Here is a 19,620-nt window from a genome sequence, read left to right as displayed (position 1 = left end):
CAATAAAAACCTGGATAATAACACAATGGAAACTAATAATTTCGATCTTAAAGAGCATCCGCACAGTCGTTTAAATATTTTAACCGGCGATTGGATCCTGGTATCACCGCACCGAACCAAGCGCCCGTGGCAGGGTAAAGTGGAAGCTACACAAGCTAACGACCGCCCCGCTTACGACCCCCAATGTTATCTTTGCCCAACCAACAAACGCGCTGATGGCAGCGAGAACCCCGATTACAAAGGCAGCTTCGTTTTCACTAATGATTATTCGTCGTTGCTATTAAATACACCCGATGGCGGCTTAAACGACGATGAATTATTGGTAGCCAACAGCCAGAAAGGTATTTGCCGCGTTATCAGCTTTTCGCCCCGGCATGACCTTACGTTGCCACAAATGGAAACTACAGAGATTCGTAAAGTGGTTGATGTTTGGCAATCTGAATTTGAAAACCTGGCATCATATCCATGGATAAAACATATCCAGATATTTGAGAATAAGGGCGACATTATGGGCTGCAGCAATCCGCATCCGCATGGCCAAATCTGGGCGCAAAACAGCATCCCGGTTGAGGTAGCTAAGGAGACGCAACAGCAAAAATCTCATTTTGAGCAAAAAGGCCGCAGCCTGCTTGGCGATTACCTGGCGCTTGAGCTTAAACGGCAGGAACGTGTTATTTTTGAGAACGATCATTTTGTGGTGCTGGTACCGTTTTGGGCGGTTTGGCCTTATGAAACCATGATCATCAGCAAAAGGCATGTTACCAGCATTCTTTATTTTACAGATGAAGAAAAAGACGCCCTTGCCGATGCCATTAAAAGGCTTACCGTGAGGTATGATAACATGTTCGAAACCTCGTTCCCTTATTCGGCAGGCATGCACCAATCGCCGGTTAATATGGGCGAACACCCTTACTGGCACTGGCACATGCATTTTTACCCACCGCTGCTGCGTTCGGCAACGGTTAAAAAGTTTATGGTTGGGTACGAGATGCTGGCCAACCCGCAACGCGATATTACTGCAGAATACGCTGCCGAAAAACTGCGTGGTTTAAGCGAAATTCATTACAAAGCGAAAGGAGCGTAAAAAGCATTACTTTTAAGCCAACCAATACACCACCTATTTATGAATCACTTATTTAAAAATCTATCATTAATTATGGTACCGGCTTGCCTATCTTTGGCAGCTTGTAACCAACCATCAACCCAACAGAAAACCAACATGACGGATAGCACAAAAACGGATAGCACCAAATCATTCGCTGCTGCATTTGAATCAACCATCAATGGCAAACAAACCCACCTGTACACCCTTAAAAACAAAAACGGCGTTATCGCCACATTTACCAATTATGGTGGCCGTATTGTAAGCCTGCTGGTACCCGATAAGGATGGTAAACTTACCGATGTGGTTTTAGGTTATGAAAGCGTAGAAGGTTTCGAAAAATCAACCGAGCCTTATTATGGCGCAACCATCGGCCGTTACGGCAACCGTATTGCCAAAGGCCATTTTAAAATTGATGGTAAAGATTATCAATCATCCATCAACAACACCCCAAATATGCTGCACGGCGGTAAAAACGGCTATCAAAGCGTAGTTTGGGATGCCAGACAAATAGATTCAACTACCCTCGAGCTTACTTACCTGTCAAAAGATATGGAAGAAGGTTTCCCCGGCAATCTTACGGTGAGGGTTGTTTACAGCCTTACCGATAACAACGAATTTAAATGCGTTTACGAAGCCCGCACCGATAAAACAACGGTAGTTAACTTAACCAACCACGCCTTTTTTAACCTGAACGGCGAAGGCAGCGGCACTATCCTTAATCATTTGGTACAAATTGACGCCGATAGCTATATCCCTGTTGATGCAGGTTTAATCCCAACAGGCAAAATTGAGCCTGTAAAAGGTACGCCGTTTGATTTTACCAAACCCGAAACCATTGGCAAACGCATTAATGACGACAACCAGCAAATAAAAAACGGCAAAGGCTACGATCATAACTTTGTGCTTAACAAACACGATATCACAACCCCGATTGCTACGGTAATTGGCGATAAAAGCGGTATTAAAATGGAAGTTTATACTGAAGAACCCGGTATGCAGTTTTACAGTGGTAACTTTATGCAGGCCAAAAACGCCATGAAACGCGGTGTTAAAGATGAATTCCGTACCTCGTTTGCCATGGAAACCCAGCACTACCCCGATTCGCCAAACCAGCCACAATTTCCATCAACCGAACTTAAACCAGGCGAAACTTATAAAACCCAATCGCTGTATAAATTTACGGTTGTAAAATAAGCTTGTAGCTTTTAGATATTTTGAAAGATCCTGTCAATTGGCAGGGTCTTTTTTTTCGCCAGACCATGCAGCCCCGCAAACCGATCTGCTTATGTTTCTCAACGTCCAGGAACACCTAACCTATCTTTGTCTCAAATCTCATATCTCACATCTCAAATCTATGCCGTATCTTTCCACCAGCCAACAATGAACCCTTTATTGCCAACCCGATTATTAAAGCAACGGTTACGTACAAAGCATTGCCTTTGGTTGGTTTTGTTGTGCATATTTCAATTGGTACTCGCCGCAAAGGGTAACGCGCAACTGGTCACCATCAGTTCGGAGCCAACAAGTGGCTGCGTAGGGCAGCCTATTACCTTTACCGCGGTAGTTGCCAATGCTGGCGCCCTGCCGGTATACCAATGGCAGGTAAACGGCGGTAACGTGGGGACCAATCAAAATAAATTTACCAGCAGCGCCCTTGTTAATGGCGATGTGGTGCGATGCCGTGTCACCGCCGCCGATGCCAATGGTACCTTAAGCACCACCAATAGTAATGCACTCACCATGACTATCCTGTCGCCACCCGCTATTGTACAGCATGATACCGCTATTTGCCCGGGCAGCACTATGGTGCTCCAGGCCGACGTATCGGGTGCCGCCTATGCCAAATATAAACCGGTTGATTTTTCCAACCAGTTCAATTTCAATATCTCTACCAATACTTTTGGGTTGCAATTTGTTAACTGCCCAACCGGAAATGTCACCTTCAACGGCGTTCCCTATATCCTGTATCCCTGGAGCAATACCTACACCGGTTGGAACGCCATCTACGCCACCGGCCCCGACCCGCGTAAACTTTTTATCCCTGTTAACGAGGACGGCGCCGTAGCCATCAACCTGCTGGCCAATACATACTATGGTGCACCGGGCCCGGCATCCTACGTAAGCGTAAGTTTTTGGGCAAACGGTGCCGAAGTGTACAAAAAAGACCTTGTAGGCAACCAGGACATTCGTGACTATAACGCCGCCCAGTTTACCAACCAAATTAATAATACTACCACTACCAACGCCTGGCTATCGCCCAACCGGCAAAACCGGTTGGATAACGTGCGCATCCAGATGCCCGCCCCAACCCGGATAGACAGCATTGTGGTAAATGATCATGGCGGCAACGGCCAGCGCATGTTTATCATCGCAGCAACTGTCGAGAAAACGCCTGTCGCCCTCAAATGGTCAACCGGCGAAACCACGCCATCTATTACCGTGGCCCCATCGCAGCCAACCACCTATACTGTAATGGCTACCAATGGGGTAGCCGGTTGTAGCGGCGGCAGTATTAAGGTAAGTTTTATTACGCCGATAGTCCCCTCTGTAAGCATCAGCCAATCGGTAAATAATGTATGCCCTGGTGTGCCCGTTACCTTTACAGCAACAGCTGTAAACGCCGGCAAAGAGCCCAGCTTTCAATGGCGGATAAACGGTGCAGATGCCGGTACCGACAGCTTCACGTTTACTACCGGCAGCATTACCAATGGCGATGTAGTAACCTGCCAGCTAACTCCTCACGCACCTTGTCTAAGTATGCCTACAGCTACAAGTAACGCCCTTACAGTAACCCTTTTGCCGCAACCCATGGTTGATGCAGGTCCCAACGTGACCATTCACCAGGGAGATGCTATTCAGCTAAGGGGCACCGCTGCCGGCGATATCCTGGGCATGCAATGGAGCCCCGCCACCGGGCTTGATAACCCCGGCATACTCAACCCTATAGCCACTCCAACAGTAACTACCAAATACACCCTCACGGTACAAAACCAAAACACCTGCACCGCCACCGATAGCCTGACAGTAAAGGTGTTGCCGTTTGATGTGCTGATCCCCAACGCTATCAGCCCTAATCACGACGGTGTAAATGATGTATGGAACATCTTGCACCTCGATGAGTTTGCCACATGCACTGTAAGCATATTTAGCCGCTACGGCCAAAAGCTTTTCACCTCCACGGGCTACGCCCGCCCGTGGGATGGCACCTATAAAAACAGGCGACTTCCGGCCGGTACCTATTATTACATTATTGATTTGAAGGATGGCAGCGCGGTAAGGTCGGGATATGTGGTGGTGGTTTATTAAAGTATCGAGGAAGTATCAAGTAGAGAGTATCAAGTATCAAGACTTTGGGGGAGTGTTAGAGGTATCGGTCGGTGTACAATTGGGAGTTGAGTACTACGTAATCAACATGGTCTGCTTAAATGCATGGTCCCTTTAGCTTCTGATCTTGTAATATTCCTGATGAGATTGCGGAGTAGAAAGAGGTTGATGAGTTTTAAGCTGTAAAATCGCTAACTTTACTCCCATGCCCGTTACTTATAAATTTATTAAAGAACCCACTAACCGCTGGTATATTGACCTGCCCGACTGGCAAGGCGTGCACGCCGAACTGGAAATGGTTGAAGGCGCCGACATTATGCTTGACTACGTTGGCCAGGGTGCCCGCGAAGTAGAGCTGCAGTTGGCCGAAGAGCCTTTTGAAAACGCTACCCCGCTTCAACTTGTTGAAGATTACCGCGACCATGTAGGCGGTGGTATTTACCTGCTTGCCCAATACAACGGCGAAGAACTCAATCAAAAAATGTGGCTTTGCGGCGTTACCGAGTTTGTGTTTGGTAAATTGCCGGAGGTTATTTATTTCGGGAAGGTGTAAAGTAATTAGTGTCGTGTCAACGATAAATTGGCAGATAGTCTTTAGCCCAAAGTCAAAAGTTCTAAGTCAAAAGAGAATAAATTTAACTTTTGACTTAGAACTCAAAACTTAGTACTATTAACTTAACAGTTACTGGGTAATAGTTACTGTCCCCATTTCTTTTACCGAACCGTTTACCACGGTAACGCCGGTAACAGTTTTTGCAACATACGGGCTTACCGGTACAAATTGTACGTTGTATGTACCCGCTGCCAGGCCCGAAAAGTAGAATTTTCCGGTAGCATCGGCCACAGTACCAACGGTATCGGTGCCGGTAATTGCAAACACTTTAGGGGACGATGCGGCAGGCGATACTACGCCGCTTAACGCACCCGAAACGGCCTGCGGTATTGCCCTTATTACCGGTTTTAATATGTATTTGCCATTTCCGGTTAATACTATTGATTGCGCCGCGTCAAAATCTAAACGGAGGGTATAGGCTACACCCGCGGTTAAATTATCGTGTACATTCAGCTTTACGCCCGATGTTTGTCCGCTGGGGGTAGTCAGGTCGTAAGATACGCCAGCTACTACCACCCGATTGCCTGAGTCGTTTAAAACCAGCCTTATTTGCTGAATAGTGCCGGCCGGAATGTCCTGGGCAGCAAGTACGGTATCTTTACCCGCCCTAAATCTTAGGATATCTATCGGGCCGCCGTTTACATCAAGTGTATTTTCCCCTTTGTCGGTAACTATAACTACGCTTTTAACATTTAGGATAACGGCATCAAAAGCGCCGGGGGCATCAGTCATCTTCACGGTCACGTGCGATGTGCCGCCTGCACTGTTGCTGCTGTCCTTTTTACAGGAAAAGAACGATAGGCTTAGTACAGCGGCAAATAAAAGTAACTTTTTCATAATGTATTATTTTAGTGTATAAGCCAACATTCAAAACCGGTGCCTTGCCGGGTAATGTGCCGACGAAATGGCACAATGTATCGATGAATAGGGGATGTTGGTTACAGAATGGGGCTAAATTATATTGCAGGCATAAAGTTTCGCGGGTTATTGACCTGTTATCTGCACAATTTCTCCCCGATGATACTGCTATTGTATGCCTTTGTGGCCTGTACGCAAAAGTTTACATTGGTGCGATGAGGTACAGGTGACCAGTTTTGCCGACAGAAAAACTGCGCTCCACGGCCTTTTCTCAAATCGGGACGGGCAGGGCGTATGTGACTTAATTGTTAAGCCCAAATCAAACTAAAATCATTTCGCGGCCGGGGCTATAAATTGTGCGGTAAAAAGTGTACCTTCGCGCCATTATTTTCTTGAAAACAAAGCGTTTAATTATCATGCTTTTAGCTTCAACGACGATAAAATAAAACTAATGCAATGAAAAAAATTGTCGACTACAGGAAGCTTTTAGACGTTACCGAAGCTGCAGAACTACAGGAATTAAAATCCAACTACCGCAACATGATGAAAATCTGGCATCCGGATAAATACCAGGACGAGAGCAGGGTTGAGGCGGAAGAAAAAAGCAAAACCATTATTGAAGCCTACCACTTTTTGGTAAGCATAGCGCCCGAAACCCGTGCGCAATCGTTAACCGAATACACGGCCACTACCACGCTATCAAACATTGCCGATTTTGAATATAAATCGCAGGTGTTGAAGATTACGTTTTTGGATGGTAACGAATATGAGTACTTTGATGTACCCAAAGCAGTTTATGTAAAACTAATTAATGCCGATTCGCCGGGACGATTTGCCCGCAGGCATATTTACAATGAGTACGTTTACCGCAGCGTAAGCAGGCTGGTAGCTACAGCGTAATTGGTTGAAAGTTGAATGTTATAAGTTGTATGTTGTGTGTTGTATGTTTTGGCTGTGGGTTCTCTACTTACAACCCACAACATATAACTTGCAACATTGATTTCATCCCCGGTTCAACCGTTCAAAATCCTCTATGGTATCAATATCAATGGCTCCCAGGCTAAACGGTACCGACATGACATCTTCCGGGTTGGCATTGATTACGGTTTTGGCACCTTCGCTGCCTGTTAGTTTCATTAATTGTAAGAAATACTTTTTATCAAACAAAGCGGGTACACCCAGTGTGTTTTTATATTCGCAGGCTACGATGCCAGAATCGTTCTCGGTTTTGCGCTCCGTTAACTGGTAAAGCAGCAGTGGGTCAACAAAGGGCTGGTCGCAAAGCATCAGGATTGCTGAGGTAACCAGGGGCTCTAAGTAAAGCAGTTGAGCTATCCCCAGGCGGATAGACGAAGCCATGCCTTCCTGCCAGTCGGGATTATAAATAATGTTAATTTGCTGATCGGATATGTTGGGGCGTATCTGGCCTTCGTTGGCGCCCAACACTACTACCGCGCAATCGCAACAGGCCGAAGTTAAAGCGGTTTGTATAGCGCGTTGCAATAATGTTTTGCCCTGGTAAACCAGGTTTTGTTTTGGCGATCCGAAACGGCTTGATGAGCCTGCAGCCAGTATGATTATCCCCGTCATTCGTTTTCTTCAGTTTGGTTACGGCATATGTTGATGTACAATTTGCTGCGGCACATGGTTATGGATAGTAGTTTTATAACGTAGCGATGTTCCTGTGCGGCCCTTTAGCACCGCCTGCATTTCGGCAATGATAGAGAGGGCAATTTCATCGGCATTTTCAGATCCTATATCCAAACCCGCTGGCCCAAATACGCTTTCCAATTGCTGCGGGGTGGTTGTTATGCCTTCACCGGCAAACTCGTCCAACATTCTTTGTAATCGTTTTTTGGGTCCCAGTACCCCGATGTAGGAGGGGCTGAGCGGCAGTAGCTGCTTTAATACGCAGGCATCGTAATTATAGTTGTGTGTCATCAAAATAATTACAGTACGCTCATCTATTTTTACATATTGTAAAGCATGTTCCGGTTTGGATATGGTGATTTTGCCCGCCTGTGGGAACCGTTCAGGAACTGCATAGTTGGCGCGGCCATCTACCAGGTAAATTATCCAGCCCAGTGCAGCGGCAATCTGCGCCAGCGGGATAGCATCGTTACCGGCGCCAAATATTACCAGCGATACGGTGGGCTGCATCAACTCAATAAAGCAGGTAAACTTATCGCCATATAAATAGGTTTTGGTAACCGAATTACCATTGGCCAAAACATGCTTGGCATCTTGCAGCAGGGCGTCCTTAATAGCCTCATCGGGGAATTGGCCGGTTATTTCTTCGTCCTTATTCAACAATAAGCACGTGCCTGGCTGCGGGGCCTGTTTATCGTTCATAGTAAACAGGGTGATGAGTACCACAGGTTCGCGTTTGCTTAAAAATTGTTTAAATAGCTGTATGGGGTTGTCCTGCCTATCAGCAAAAATAGGTTCAATCATAATGTGGATAATGCCATTGCAGCCCAGGCCAACACCAAACTTGGCGTCGTCATCGTCGGTGGTATCGTAGGTAACCAGCATGGGTTTGTTTTGGGCCATCACCAGGCGGGCTTTGCGCAGGGCATCGCCCTCCAGGCAGCCGCCGCTAATGGCGCCGGTAAGCTGCCCGTCTTCGGTGATGAGCATGCGGGCGCCGGCGCGGCGATAGGATGAACCTTCTACATGTACAACGGTAGCCAGCGCGGTTTGCCGGCCTGCATTATGCGCTACATCAAACGCGGTTATGATATCTTTAAGTTCTTTCAATGTCTAATTCGTTTACGCTTTTTTATAGTTGTTTGGGTATCGGGGGGCCACAATTCTAACCACGTTATATTTTTGACGCTGCCGCTGTACACACCCATATGTCCATTCATGTGGCTATTAAATATACCATCGATTATTACATAATGATTATTGTATTTTTTTAAACTATCTATTGCCAGTCGCGAAATATCTATCCAAACAGCATTTTTTGTTATCACATTATTCAAATCCTCTTTGTGCAAGAATAAAGCTGTTCCCTCAAAGTATAAAGTTATATATCCTACAATTCTTACTTTTTTTCCATCATATTTTTCTGGTGTTGCAATCAAATTGATGATAGAAAGAATCTCCGGCTCATGGTAACCTGAGGTGTCAATGTTGTGGACGGATGCGTTTCTATTTATTCGCGGTCCATTGTAGTGCCTCAACAAAAAACCGCTTACCATTAAAAATAAAAAGATGACTGCTTTCATGTGTATGCTTTAGGTAAGGGTACGCACAAATCAATATAACGATAAAATACGTTACGATTGTTGAATATCATCAATTTTCCTCCAACAAAAAAGTACATTTAAACCACAAAGTTCAAATTTGTAATTTTTACTTTTACAGTAACGATCAATCAAACTCAAAAACATCAAATTTGTTAATTAAATTACAAACGCAGTAAATTTTTTTCACTTGTTAACAGATAACCACGGCCGAAATATCAATTACCTGCGTCTGGCAGTTACAGACCGATGCAACCTGCGCTGTTTTTACTGCATGCCCGAGGATGGGCTGAACTGGCTATCGCGTAAAGAGCTCATGAGCTACGAAGAAATGCTGCAAGCCTGCGCGCTGCTGGTGAAAATGGGCATCCAAAAGATCAGGATAACCGGCGGCGAACCCTTTGTACGCAAGGATATTATGCAGTTGCTTACTTCGATATCTAAATTGGATGGTTTGCAGGAGTTAAGCCTCACTACCAATGGCGTATTAACCGCTCCCTACGTGCCGGAACTGAAGAAAATAGGTGTACGATCGGTAAACCTGAGCCTGGATACGCTGGATGCCAATCGTTTTTTTACTATTACACGCCGCGATGAGTTTGCCAATGTAATGGCTGCGCTGGAGGCTTTGTTGCAACATGATATTGAGGTGAAAATAAATGCTGTGGTAATGGATGGCAAAAACACCCAGGATATTATCCCGCTGGTAGAGATGACCAGAGATTTACCAGTAAGCGTAAGGTTTATTGAAGAAATGCCTTTTAACGGCGACGGCCATTTATATAACGGCCTGCAATGGGATTACGTACGGATACTGGAAGAGATCAAAACGAAGTATCCACAGATACAGAAGATAGGCGATCCGGCTTATTCCACCTCTTATAACTACCAGGTACCGGGGCACAAAGGTACCGTTGGCATCATAGCTGCGTACTCGCGTACGTTTTGCGGTACCTGCAACCGTATCAGGATAACCCCGCAAGGCGAACTGAAAACCTGCTTATATGATGATGGCGGATTAAATATTAAGGACCTGATGCGCGCCGGAACAAGCGAAGATGATCTTAAACTTGTTTTACTGAATGCCTTCGGCAATCGTGCCGCAGACGGTTGGGAAGCCGAAAAAAAACGTATTGTGCATCCCGGAATCCATGAATCGATGGCTACTATTGGAGGGTGAAAATGCCGAAAGCTTAAGGCAGAAAGCCCAAAGCAAAAAAATCAGCCAATACGCTGGTTTATTTATATTGAAGTACAAGTAAGCTTTAGGCTTTCTGCCTTCAGCTTTAAGCTAAAAAAGCCTATAAAAATGACCACTGTTGAACAAGCCGAAAAGCTAATATTGACCCGGTTAAGGGACTACGGCAACGAAACCGTCACTTTTGAACACACCCTGGGTAAAGTATTGGCAGAAGATATCAAAGCCGACCGCGACCTGCCTCCCTTTAACCGGGTAACCATGGATGGCATAGCGGTAAGCTACGCAGCTATAAAAAATGGTGTCGATACATTCCACATAAAGGCAACCCAGGCCGCGGGCGATGAACCTGTGGAGATTGATGAACCGAACGAATGCATCGAGATTATGACCGGGGCGGTGTTACCGGCATCGGCAGATACCATAATTCGGTACGAGGATGTTGAGATAAAGGATGGTTTGGCAGGCATTCACGCAGAAAATATCAGGCGGGGGCAAAATATTCACGTGCAGGGTATAGATAAAAGACAGGGGGAGGTGCTGGCATTAGCCGGCCAGGTAATTACACCGGCAATTATCGGCGTGGCGGCTTCGGTCGGGAAAACCCATCTGTTGATTAAGAAGATGCCAAGAGTTGTAATTATATCGTCGGGCGATGAATTGGTAAATGTGGATGAAATGCCATCGCCATACCATATCCGTAAATCAAACAGCTACACCGTTAAGGCGGTTTTACAGCAGCATGGCTTACAGCCGGATGTTTTGCACATCCCGGATGATCCTGAAATAACCAAAACGCAGATACAACACTGCCTGCAAAATTATGATGTGCTGTTGCTAAGCGGCGGTATCAGCATGGGCAAGTTTGATTATATCCCCCAGGCGTTGGATGATTTGCAGGTAACAAAGCTATTTCACAAAGTGGCCCAGCGCCCGGGCAAGCCGTTTTGGTTTGGCCAATACCAGGATAAGGCATTGGTTTTCGCTTTCCCCGGCAATCCGGTAGCGACCTTTATGTGCCTGAACAGGTATTTTTTAACGTGGCTAAAAGCTACTTTGGGTTTGCCTCAACAATTGCCGGTTTACGCTGTTTTAGATAAAGATTTTAAGTTTGAGCCAGCTTTGCAATACTATTTGCAGGTAAAGCTGCATAGCAATACCCAGGGCCAACTGATGGCATCGCCCGTTGAAGGAAATGGTTCGGGCGATTTTGCTAACTTAGCAGATACCGAAGCATTTTTAGAATTACCCCTGGAAAGGAATGATTTTAAAAAAGGAGAAGTGTTTAGATTATATAGATTTCACCGATAGGAAAACGATTTCACCGATTTTGTCTGAACTCGGATTAAACAGATTTATCAGATTGAATTTGTAAACAACTAATAGGAATAAAGAAAATAAGTGTAACTTATTTCAGGACGAGAAAACTTAAAATCCAAAAAATCTGATAAATCCAACGAATCCCGGTTCAGACAAAATCAAAAAAATCGGTAAAATCACTCAAAAAATCAGTGTAATCCCAATAAAGCAATGTTAACCCACATAGATAAACAAGGCAACCCATCCATGGTTGATGTATCTGCAAAGCAGGTTACACACCGCACAGCTACAGCACGCAGCATTGTGGTGCTTCCAGATGAAGTTTTGCAGCATTTGGCAGATGGTGATCTGATCAGCAAAAAAGGGCCGGTATTTCAAACAGCAATCATCGCGGGCATCATGGCTGCCAAAAAAACGGGCGACCTTATTCCGCTTTGCCACCCGCTGGGAATGGATAATTGCAGCGTTACCGTGCAGGTGAACGAACAACAGGAAGTTGTGATAGAATGTACAGCCAGCATAACTGCTAAAACAGGTATCGAGATGGAGGCACTGGTTGGCGCATCTGTAGCGGCGCTTACTGTTTATGATATGTGCAAGGCCATGAGCCACGATATTGTGATAAAAGAAACCAAACTGATAGCAAAAACAGGAGGTAAACGTGATTTTAAACGAGCATAACCAGCCCGAAAAAAAGCATAAAAAGCATGCTAAGCTGGTGCGGCCGGCCATAGGTAGTTTTGGCCGTAATGAATGGGCCATTGTTGGCGGGCCATGTACGGTTATCAAACTACTGGCCGACGATGTGATAGCAGCGCTATCGTCAACATATAAATGTGCTTATGCAGATACATCGCACAATGATGATATTACTTTGGTTCCGGGCCGCCTGGCGAGCGGCGCCATTTTGGATTATAGCGACCAGGTGAACTACCAGCAATTCAACTTTCAAAACCCGCTGATGCCCTACCAGCTTAAACAGCAATTTACCAATGCCGATGTGGTACTGGTGAACGGTAACCATCAGCAGGCCAAAGCGCAGGTAGTTATTATCGATATCAATAAAAAAGCATCGTTGCAAAAAAGAGTTGAGCAATTGACCAACGTACAGCTGTTTCTGCTGGCCGATAACAGCGATGATCTTTTTGATTTTATAAAGGAAACCATTCCCTGCTGGCAGCAAATTCCGGTTTATAAATTAACCGACCGGGACAAGATCATAGCATTTTTTGAAGCTAACCTGAAACAAGCCAGACCTGTACTAAATGGCCTGGTACTCGCGGGCGGCCAAAGTCTGCGCATGGGCGTTGATAAAGGCAATATTAACTGGCATGGCAAGCCGCAACGGTATCACATGGCCGATATGCTACAGCCATTTTGTAACCAGGTATTTATATCGCACAGGGAAGGCCAACTGGCTGAAACCGACGAGCCGTACCCGGTTTTGCAGGATACCTTTACCGGGCTTGGCCCGTACGGGGCGATATTATCTGCTTTCAGGGAAAACCCAGATAGCGCCTGGCTGGTAATAGCCTGTGATTTGCCTTTAATGGACGATGCCTCTTTACGCAATCTGGTGGCCTGGCGCAATAGCTCGTCAGTTGCTACCGCTTACCATAGCCCTGTTACCGAATTTCCTGAGCCGTTGATAGCTATCTGGGAGCCTAAGAGTTATCCAATACTATTATCGTTCCTGGCACAGGGGTATTCCTGCCCGCGGAAGGTATTGATCAATACTGATATCACCCTGTTAAATGCACCCGAGCCAGAAGCGTTAACCAACGTGAATACGCCTGAAGAGATGGAGATTGTAAAAAGGGTAATTCACCAAAAATTAGCAGCCAACTTATGACCGATAATGATTTAAGATACAGCTGCCAGATAGCCTTACCGGGTTTCAGCGAAGCCGCCCAGCAGCTTTTGCAGCAAGCCAAAGTATTGATAGTGGGGGCAGGCGGATTAGGCTGCCCTTCAGCGCAATACCTTACCTCCACAGGTGTAGGAACAATAGGTATTGCCGATTTTGATGTAGTTTCCATCAGCAACCTGCACCGGCAGATCTTGTACACACCAGGCGACGTGGGCATGCAGAAAGCTGTTTTGGCCTGCCAACGTTTGCAACAGCAAAACCCCGGCGTAAAACTGGTGCCTTATACAAACAAGATCACATCTGACAACGTACTGGAAATTGTTAGCCAATATGATATTGTAGTGGATGGTACCGATAACTTCGAGACGCGATATTTATTAAATGATGCCTGTGTAATAAGCGGGAAACCCTTGGTTTACGGCGCTATCTACCAGTTTGAAGGCCAGGTTGCTGTGTGGAACGTGCCCTGTAAAGATCAGCAGCGTTCGCCCAATTACCGCGATCTGTTCCCGCAGGTTGATGCTACCCAAATTCCTAATTGTACCGAAGGTGGGGTGATACCAACCCTGGCCGGCATAATTGGCTGTATGCAAGCCAATGAAGTGATAAAATACATTACCAAAACCGGCGAGTTACTGGCAGGTAAAGTATTGATTTTTGATGCACAAAGCATGCAAAGCCGCATCATTAAGATAGGATCGGTCACCAAAACCAACATCAGGCGTTTGGCAACTACGGTTAATATCCCCACCATTACTGCTGACGAACTTAAAACCCGGATGGAGGAAGATAGCACTATAGAACTGATTGACGTACGTACCGAACAAGAGCGCGATGCCTATGATATAGGCGGTACCCACATGCCCCTGGATGAATTGGAAAGCTACCTGCCTTATTTTGCAGGTACCAACACAAAAGTGTTTTATTGCGCCACCGGTAAAAGGAGTGGTGAAGCAGTAAAGCTGATCCTAAAAAAAATCCCCGAAGCCGATGTATGGTCGTTAGAAGGCGGATTACACGAATTTTAATTACACGAATTGCACGAATTTTGATTACACGAATAGCACGAATTTTTTCGAATTACACGAATCTTGTATGGTCAAAATAAATAGTTTTTTTTTAGACTTTCGGGGTTAGAATTTGGGGCTTATTTAGCCTTTAGCCTTTAGCCTTTAGCCTTTAGCCTTTAGCCTTTAGCCTTTAGCCTTTAGCCTTCCTCAAGGATGCGCAGCCACCCAAACGTCTCCATCTTCAAAAGCTTCTTTTTTCCAGATAGGCACAGTTTGCTTTAAGGTATCTATAATGTAACGGCAGGCATCAAATGCAGCATCCCGGTGCGCGGCGGATACGGCTATGACTACCGGCACTTCGCCAACCTTTAATTCGCCGGTGCGGTGGTGGATCAATATTTTTTGTACAGGCCACTTATCAAAAGCCTGGCCGGCTATCTTTTGCATTTCGGTGATGGCCATAGGTTCGTAGGCCTCAAAATCGAGCTTTAGCACAGTCTTGCCTTTGGTAGCGTTGCGTACCGTTCCAATAAACACATCTATCCCTCCAGATTCGGGCGACATGATCCAATTGATACAAGCCTGAATATCCAGGGTTTCTGCGGATAATATTATTTGCGTGTTGCTCATGCGTGTCGGTCGGCTAATGATTTCATTAAATATTTTGGCGATTCCTGGTAACCCTGCCGGTAATAAAACCGGTGCGCGTCAATCCGGCGGGAATGGCAATGTACTTCAATCCGGTCGCATTTCCTTGCTATCGCTAAATCGGTAAAATACTCTTCCAGGGCCTTGCCAACTCCCAAGCCACGGGCATTTTCATCTACGGCAAAACAGCTTATCCGTGCAAAATCACCCTTAACTACCAACTGAGTCAAAAAATCAAAAGCTATAAAGCCCAAAACTTTGCCATCCAACTCATAAACCAAAACCTCCGATTGCGGCTGGCCCAGCATTCGTTCTAAATTTGCCATCAAAAACTCTTCAGTACTGGGATAGCCCAGCTGGGTAAGTAAGTTTGATAACGTAGACTGATCTGCTAAGGTGGCTTTCCTGATGTTCATGTTTTTGACGGCAATCGATCTTAGAAGTAAAAATAAAAGGCAAGTAAAAAAAATATATGGCTGGTTTTCGGGTAGAAAAGATATCTCCCCCAAAAAACGTAGTTCCAAACCTACCCTCCGCTCACCGGGGGAATAATAGCTATTTCGTCCCGTTCGTGAATGGTATCTCCCGGCAAAGCATACTCGTTATTCACAGCCACCATGTACGATGCCAGTTGTTTTAAACGGGGGTACTGCTGCTCCAGCGCATATTTTAAATTGTAAATAGTAGCATCATTTGTAAGCTCCAAACTCACCAGTCCGCTGCCAAATATCTCCTTTGTAACACCAAATGCCAATACATTGATCTTCATACCCCAAAATTAGGGCAAAATAGGATAGAAATAGCGGGCTATGGTAAATTAATTGATACACCTAAAAACTCCCCCTTCAGGGGGCCGGGGGGCTAAACAACTTACCGTCTAAATTGTATATTTACATATGGCCGCCAATTCCCAACAACATATTCCTGTTATTAAAGTAAACGCATCGTCAAGTGTTATTACCGCCGATACCCTTGCCATAGAAGAACCATTAGAAATACGCCTGGAATACGGTGCTGAACATCAGCGCCATACACAAAATATATCGGTAACTATGCGTACGCCTGGCCACGATGCCGAACTGGCCAAGGGCTTTTTATTTACCGAAGGCGTTATAAAAAATGCAGATGATGTTGCCGCCGCAGCCCATTGTTTTATAGCCTGTGCCGAAAATAAAGACAACATAATACAGGTTACGTTAAACCCGGATATAGTACCCGGCCTGCAAAATACCGCGCGTAATTTTTATACTACGTCCAGTTGTGGTGTTTGTGGTAAAGGTTCTATCGATGCCATCCGCACGGTAAGTAGTTTTGCCGGGCAGTTGGCGGATGAGGATAGCATTTTAACGGATGTTTTACACCGGCTTCCTGCTATTTTGCAAACTCATCAGCGTGTTTTTGCCGATACAGGCGGCTTACATGCATCAGCCTTGTTTACTACCCAGGGTGAGCTTTTATTATTACGCGAGGATGTAGGCCGGCACAATGCCCTGGATAAATTGATAGGGGCGGCGCTTGGCTATGGCTGGTTGCCTTTACAGCAAACCGTACTGCTTTTAAGCGGCAGGGCAAGTTTTGAGCTGGTACAAAAGGCGGTTATGGCCGGCATTAATATCATTGCGGCTGTAGGCGCTCCGTCAAGCCTGGCCGTACAATTAGCCGAAGAATTTAATATTACACTGATAGGTTTCCTGCGCGATGAGCGTTTTAATATTTACACCGCGGCACACCGCGTATTGATACCAAATTATGAAAATACGTATTAAAGGCAATTCATTAAGATACAGGCTTACCAAAAGCGATGTAGCGCAACTGGCAGAGGAAGGCCACCTGCAGGAAGAAGTCGACTTTGGCAGCCAGCAGCTATACTATGCCATTAAAGTGGTTGAGGATGATCACCTGTCGTCGATATTCAGGGAAAATACCATTATCCTGTTTGTACCTAATGATGTGATCAAAGAGCTTGCCGAAACTGATAAGGTTGGTTTTGAAGGCAAACATGGCAGCCTGCATTTACTGGTAGAGAAAGATTTTACCTGCCTGGATAATGTAGCCGAAGATCAGAGCGACAACTACCCCAATCCTTTAGCCGATAAAAAGTGATGAGTAAGGATGCTAAAGAACAGCCGTCGGCAGAAAACCCTGAAGAACTGCTCGACCTGAAAATCAGTAAGCCAAAAGTATGGGCAGCCGGCATTCCCGCGGTAACTGTTGCTATGGTTGATATTTTGCAGGAATCCGGCTTTGTGCGCGGTATGGAAGGCCTGTTTAAAATGAACAAGAAGGACGGCTTTGACTGCTCTGGCTGTGCCTGGCCCGATCCGGATGACGACCGGTCGCCCATTGCCGAGTATTGCGAGAACGGGGCAAAGGCCTTTGCAGAGGAAGCTACAACCAAAAAACTCACAGCCGAATTCTTCGCGCAAAACGCAGTTGCCGACCTGGCCAAACTGAATGACTACGAGATAGGCAAAAAAGGACGGATAGCCCAACCCATGTACCTGCCAAAAGGAGCCACCCATTATCAACCCATTAGCTGGGACGATGCCTTTAAAAAGATAGCCGGTAAGCTCAATAGCCTTGCCTCACCAAATGAAGCTGCATTTTATACCTCTGGCCGTACCAGTAACGAGGCCTCTTTTACTTACCAGTTATTTGTAAGGGAGTATGGCACCAATAACCTGCCCGATTGCTCAAACATGTGCCATGAATCCACCGGTGTAGGTTTGGCCGAGGCGATAGGTATAGGCAAGGGCACAGTTACCCTTAATGATTTTTATGATACTGATGTAATCATCATTATAGGCCAAAACCCGGGCACCAACCACCCGAGGATGCTTACCGCGTTGGAAAAGGCTAAAAAAAACGGATCTAAAATAATTGCGGTAAACCCCTTGCACGAGGCCGGGCTGATGGGGTTTAAAAACCCGCAAACAGTAAAAGGTTTCCTGGGAATAACCACCCAACTGGCTGATTTGTACCTGCAGGTAAAGATCAACGGCGATATGGCCCTACTGAAAGCCATAGAAAAACTGCTGTACAAAGCTGAGCTTGAAACCCCCGGTAAGGTATTTGATCATGAATTTATCAGGAACAATACCGAAGGTTATGAAGCGTTCCTGAACCACCTCGACCAATTTGATATAAACCATTTGGCCAATGAGGCTGGTGTCCCCCTGGATCAACTACAGCAGGCTGCCGACATGCTGAAGAACAAAAGCCGCATCATTATTTGCTGGGCTATGGGCGTTACGCAGCATAAAAACGGGGTTGATACCGTAAAGGAGATAGTTAATCTTGCTATCCTGAAAGGTGCCGTAGGTAAGCCCGGCGCCGGTTTATGCCCGGTACGCGGTCATAGCAATGTACAGGGCAACCGCACCATGATGATATTTGATAAACCGCAGCCCCGGCAACTGGATAAGCTTAAAGAGGTTTTTGGCTTTGAGCCCCCGCGCAGCCATGGTTATGATGTGGTTGAAACCATACAAGCCATGCATGGGGGTAAGCTTAAAGTCTTTTTTGCCATGGGCGGTAACTTTCTTTCGGCTACGCCGGATACTACTTACACGGCCGAGGCCATGCGCAAACTGGAAATGTCGGTCCATGTATCAACCAAGCTTAACCGCAGCCATTTGGTGCATGGTTATGAGGCGCTTATTTTGCCAACCCTGTCCCGCAGTGATAAGGACATGGTTGGGGGCGAGGCTCAGTTCATCAGCTGCGAAAACTCGATGGGTGTGGTCCAGATGTCAAAAGGTATGCTTAAACCTGTTTCCAAAGATCTGCTGAACGAGAACCAGATAGTTTGTCGCCTGGCCAAAGCCACGTTGGGCAACCGCTCGGTGGTCGATTGGGATACCTATGCAAATAGCTATGACGCTGTGCGCGATGTGATTGCCAAAGTGATCCCCGGTTTTGAGGACTATAATCAAAAGGTGCGCATCCCCGCGGGTTTTTACCTGCCCAATGGTCCAAGAGTGGGTAAGTTTAAAAGTGCGCAGTATGGTGATAAAATAGGCTTTAATATTGCCGGTCTGCCCAGTCACCAAATGGCCGCAGGGGAATACCGCATGGGCACCATCCGCAGCCATGACCAGTTTAATACCACCATTTACGGGCTGAACGACCGTTACCGCGGAATCCACAACGAGCGCCGGGTGATATTCATGAACCCCAAAGACATTGCCAAAGCCGGTTTCAAGGAAGGGGAGCACGTAGACCTTTACAGTAACTTTGGCGGGGTTGAGCGTGTGGCCCGCCTGTTTGTGGTGGTTCCCTACAACATCCCCGAAGGCAACACCGCCACTTACTACCCCGAGGCCAATGTGCTGATCCCGATTGACAGCGTGGCGGAGAAAAGCAATACGCCTACTTCAAAACTGGTGTTTATCACTATGAAAAAGCATGAGCAGGATTGAAA

The 19,620-nt window shown here is 46.1% G+C and carries 20 protein-coding genes; 13 read left to right on the top strand and 7 right to left on the bottom strand.

Going from position 1 to position 19,620, the window contains the following annotated elements; translation table 11 throughout:
• The first annotated feature begins 25 nt into the window (after positions 1-25).
• The 4 genes from AC1DXF_RS22890 (at position 26) to AC1DXF_RS22875 (ending at position 4,982) form a co-directional block, all read left to right on the top strand.
• On the top strand, positions 26-1,084 hold the full coding sequence (locus tag AC1DXF_RS22890) for a UDP-glucose--hexose-1-phosphate uridylyltransferase (RefSeq protein WP_477451023.1): 1,059 nt from the start codon (positions 26-28) through the stop codon (positions 1,082-1,084).
• Between the two features lie 39 nt (positions 1,085-1,123).
• Positions 1,124-2,299 carry an aldose epimerase family protein gene (locus AC1DXF_RS22885; protein WP_477451022.1) on the top strand — a complete coding sequence of 392 codons (1,176 nt, stop codon included), beginning with the start codon at positions 1,124-1,126 and terminating at the stop codon, positions 2,297-2,299.
• A 186-nt stretch (positions 2,300-2,485) separates the two neighbouring features.
• Positions 2,486-4,411 (top strand): gliding motility-associated C-terminal domain-containing protein, encoded by a 1,926-nt coding sequence (locus tag AC1DXF_RS22880; protein ID WP_477451021.1) that lies wholly within the window; start codon positions 2,486-2,488, stop codon positions 4,409-4,411.
• 223 nt (positions 4,412-4,634) lie between these two features.
• Positions 4,635-4,982, top strand: coding sequence for a DUF6717 family protein (locus AC1DXF_RS22875; protein WP_477451020.1), 348 nt, complete (start codon positions 4,635-4,637; stop codon positions 4,980-4,982).
• A gap of 129 nt (positions 4,983-5,111) precedes the next feature.
• Here AC1DXF_RS22875 and AC1DXF_RS22870 read toward each other — a convergent pair whose 3' ends face one another.
• Complete coding sequence (locus tag AC1DXF_RS22870) at positions 5,112-5,879, bottom strand: DUF4382 domain-containing protein (protein ID WP_477451019.1); 768 nt, start codon at positions 5,877-5,879, stop codon at positions 5,112-5,114.
• Positions 5,880-6,356: 477 nt separating this feature from the next.
• Between AC1DXF_RS22870 and AC1DXF_RS22865 the strand changes: the two genes are divergently transcribed.
• On the top strand, positions 6,357-6,800 hold the full coding sequence (locus tag AC1DXF_RS22865) for a KTSC domain-containing protein (protein WP_477451018.1): 444 nt from the start codon (positions 6,357-6,359) through the stop codon (positions 6,798-6,800).
• 102 nt (positions 6,801-6,902) lie between these two features.
• On the opposite strand, the gene AC1DXF_RS22860 is transcribed toward AC1DXF_RS22865, so the two are convergent.
• From AC1DXF_RS22860 to AC1DXF_RS22850, 3 genes are read right to left on the bottom strand one after another with little or no spacing between them, the layout of a single operon-like run.
• The gene (locus AC1DXF_RS22860; protein ID WP_477451017.1) at positions 6,903-7,490 is read right to left on the bottom strand and encodes a nucleotidyltransferase family protein; all 588 of its coding nucleotides are present in this window, start codon (positions 7,488-7,490) and stop codon (positions 6,903-6,905) included.
• 18 nt (positions 7,491-7,508) lie between these two features.
• Positions 7,509-8,660: an XdhC family protein gene (locus tag AC1DXF_RS22855; protein WP_477451016.1), complete on the bottom strand. Its 1,152-nt coding sequence runs from the start codon at positions 8,658-8,660 to the stop codon at positions 7,509-7,511.
• A complete protein-coding gene (locus AC1DXF_RS22850) occupies positions 8,657-9,133 on the bottom strand; it encodes a hypothetical protein (RefSeq protein ID WP_477451015.1) in 477 nt (158 codons plus the stop codon). Before AC1DXF_RS22850 ends, AC1DXF_RS22855 begins: the two co-directional genes overlap by 4 nt.
• 208 nt (positions 9,134-9,341) lie before the next feature.
• Between AC1DXF_RS22850 and moaA the strand changes: the two genes are divergently transcribed.
• From moaA to AC1DXF_RS22825, 5 genes are all read left to right on the top strand, one after another.
• Entirely contained in the window at positions 9,342-10,331 is a 990-nt protein-coding gene (moaA, locus tag AC1DXF_RS22845; protein ID WP_477451014.1) for a GTP 3',8-cyclase MoaA, read from the top strand.
• Positions 10,332-10,460: 129 nt separating this feature from the next.
• Entirely contained in the window at positions 10,461-11,660 is a 1,200-nt protein-coding gene (locus tag AC1DXF_RS22840; protein ID WP_477451013.1) for a molybdopterin molybdotransferase MoeA, read from the top strand.
• Between the two features lie 219 nt (positions 11,661-11,879).
• Complete coding sequence (gene moaC / locus AC1DXF_RS22835; RefSeq protein WP_477451012.1) at positions 11,880-12,350, top strand: cyclic pyranopterin monophosphate synthase MoaC; 471 nt, start codon at positions 11,880-11,882, stop codon at positions 12,348-12,350.
• Positions 12,331-13,521, top strand: coding sequence for an NTP transferase domain-containing protein (locus AC1DXF_RS22830; RefSeq protein WP_477451011.1), 1,191 nt, complete (start codon positions 12,331-12,333; stop codon positions 13,519-13,521). Before moaC ends, AC1DXF_RS22830 begins: the two co-directional genes overlap by 20 nt.
• On the top strand, positions 13,518-14,567 hold the full coding sequence (locus tag AC1DXF_RS22825) for a ThiF family adenylyltransferase (RefSeq protein ID WP_477451010.1): 1,050 nt from the start codon (positions 13,518-13,520) through the stop codon (positions 14,565-14,567). The genes AC1DXF_RS22830 and AC1DXF_RS22825 overlap by 4 nt, the downstream gene beginning before the upstream one ends.
• A 189-nt stretch (positions 14,568-14,756) precedes the next feature.
• Here AC1DXF_RS22825 and AC1DXF_RS22820 read toward each other — a convergent pair whose 3' ends face one another.
• The 3 genes from AC1DXF_RS22820 to AC1DXF_RS22810 form a co-directional block, all read right to left on the bottom strand.
• Positions 14,757-15,179 carry a molybdenum cofactor biosynthesis protein MoaE gene (locus tag AC1DXF_RS22820; protein ID WP_477451009.1) on the bottom strand — a complete coding sequence of 141 codons (423 nt, stop codon included), beginning with the start codon at positions 15,177-15,179 and terminating at the stop codon, positions 14,757-14,759.
• Complete coding sequence (locus AC1DXF_RS22815; RefSeq protein ID WP_477451008.1) at positions 15,176-15,613, bottom strand: GNAT family N-acetyltransferase; 438 nt, start codon at positions 15,611-15,613, stop codon at positions 15,176-15,178. Before AC1DXF_RS22815 ends, AC1DXF_RS22820 begins: the two co-directional genes overlap by 4 nt.
• Before the next feature lie 110 nt (positions 15,614-15,723).
• Positions 15,724-15,966, bottom strand: a complete 243-nt coding sequence (locus tag AC1DXF_RS22810; protein ID WP_147052456.1) for a MoaD/ThiS family protein — start codon at positions 15,964-15,966, stop codon at positions 15,724-15,726.
• Positions 15,967-16,093: 127 nt separating this feature from the next.
• Between AC1DXF_RS22810 and fdhD the strand changes: the two genes are divergently transcribed.
• Genes fdhD through AC1DXF_RS22795 form a run of 3 tightly spaced genes read left to right on the top strand, consistent with a single transcriptional unit; the run spans position 16,094 to position 19,618 of the window.
• Positions 16,094-16,963 (top strand): formate dehydrogenase accessory sulfurtransferase FdhD, encoded by an 870-nt coding sequence (gene fdhD, locus AC1DXF_RS22805; RefSeq protein WP_477451007.1) that lies wholly within the window; start codon positions 16,094-16,096, stop codon positions 16,961-16,963.
• Positions 16,947-17,300: a DUF7009 family protein gene (locus tag AC1DXF_RS22800; protein ID WP_477451006.1), complete on the top strand. Its 354-nt coding sequence runs from the start codon at positions 16,947-16,949 to the stop codon at positions 17,298-17,300. The genes fdhD and AC1DXF_RS22800 overlap by 17 nt, the downstream gene beginning before the upstream one ends.
• Positions 17,300-19,618 (top strand): FdhF/YdeP family oxidoreductase, encoded by a 2,319-nt coding sequence (locus AC1DXF_RS22795; RefSeq protein WP_477451005.1) that lies wholly within the window; start codon positions 17,300-17,302, stop codon positions 19,616-19,618. Before AC1DXF_RS22800 ends, AC1DXF_RS22795 begins: the two co-directional genes overlap by 1 nt.
• Positions 19,619-19,620 lie beyond the last annotated feature (2 nt).

This window comes from Mucilaginibacter sp. P2_A5 (genome assembly GCF_056404995.1).
The sequence above is the reverse complement of the archived record's forward strand: the minus strand, read 5'-3'. Positions and strand labels throughout refer to the sequence as shown.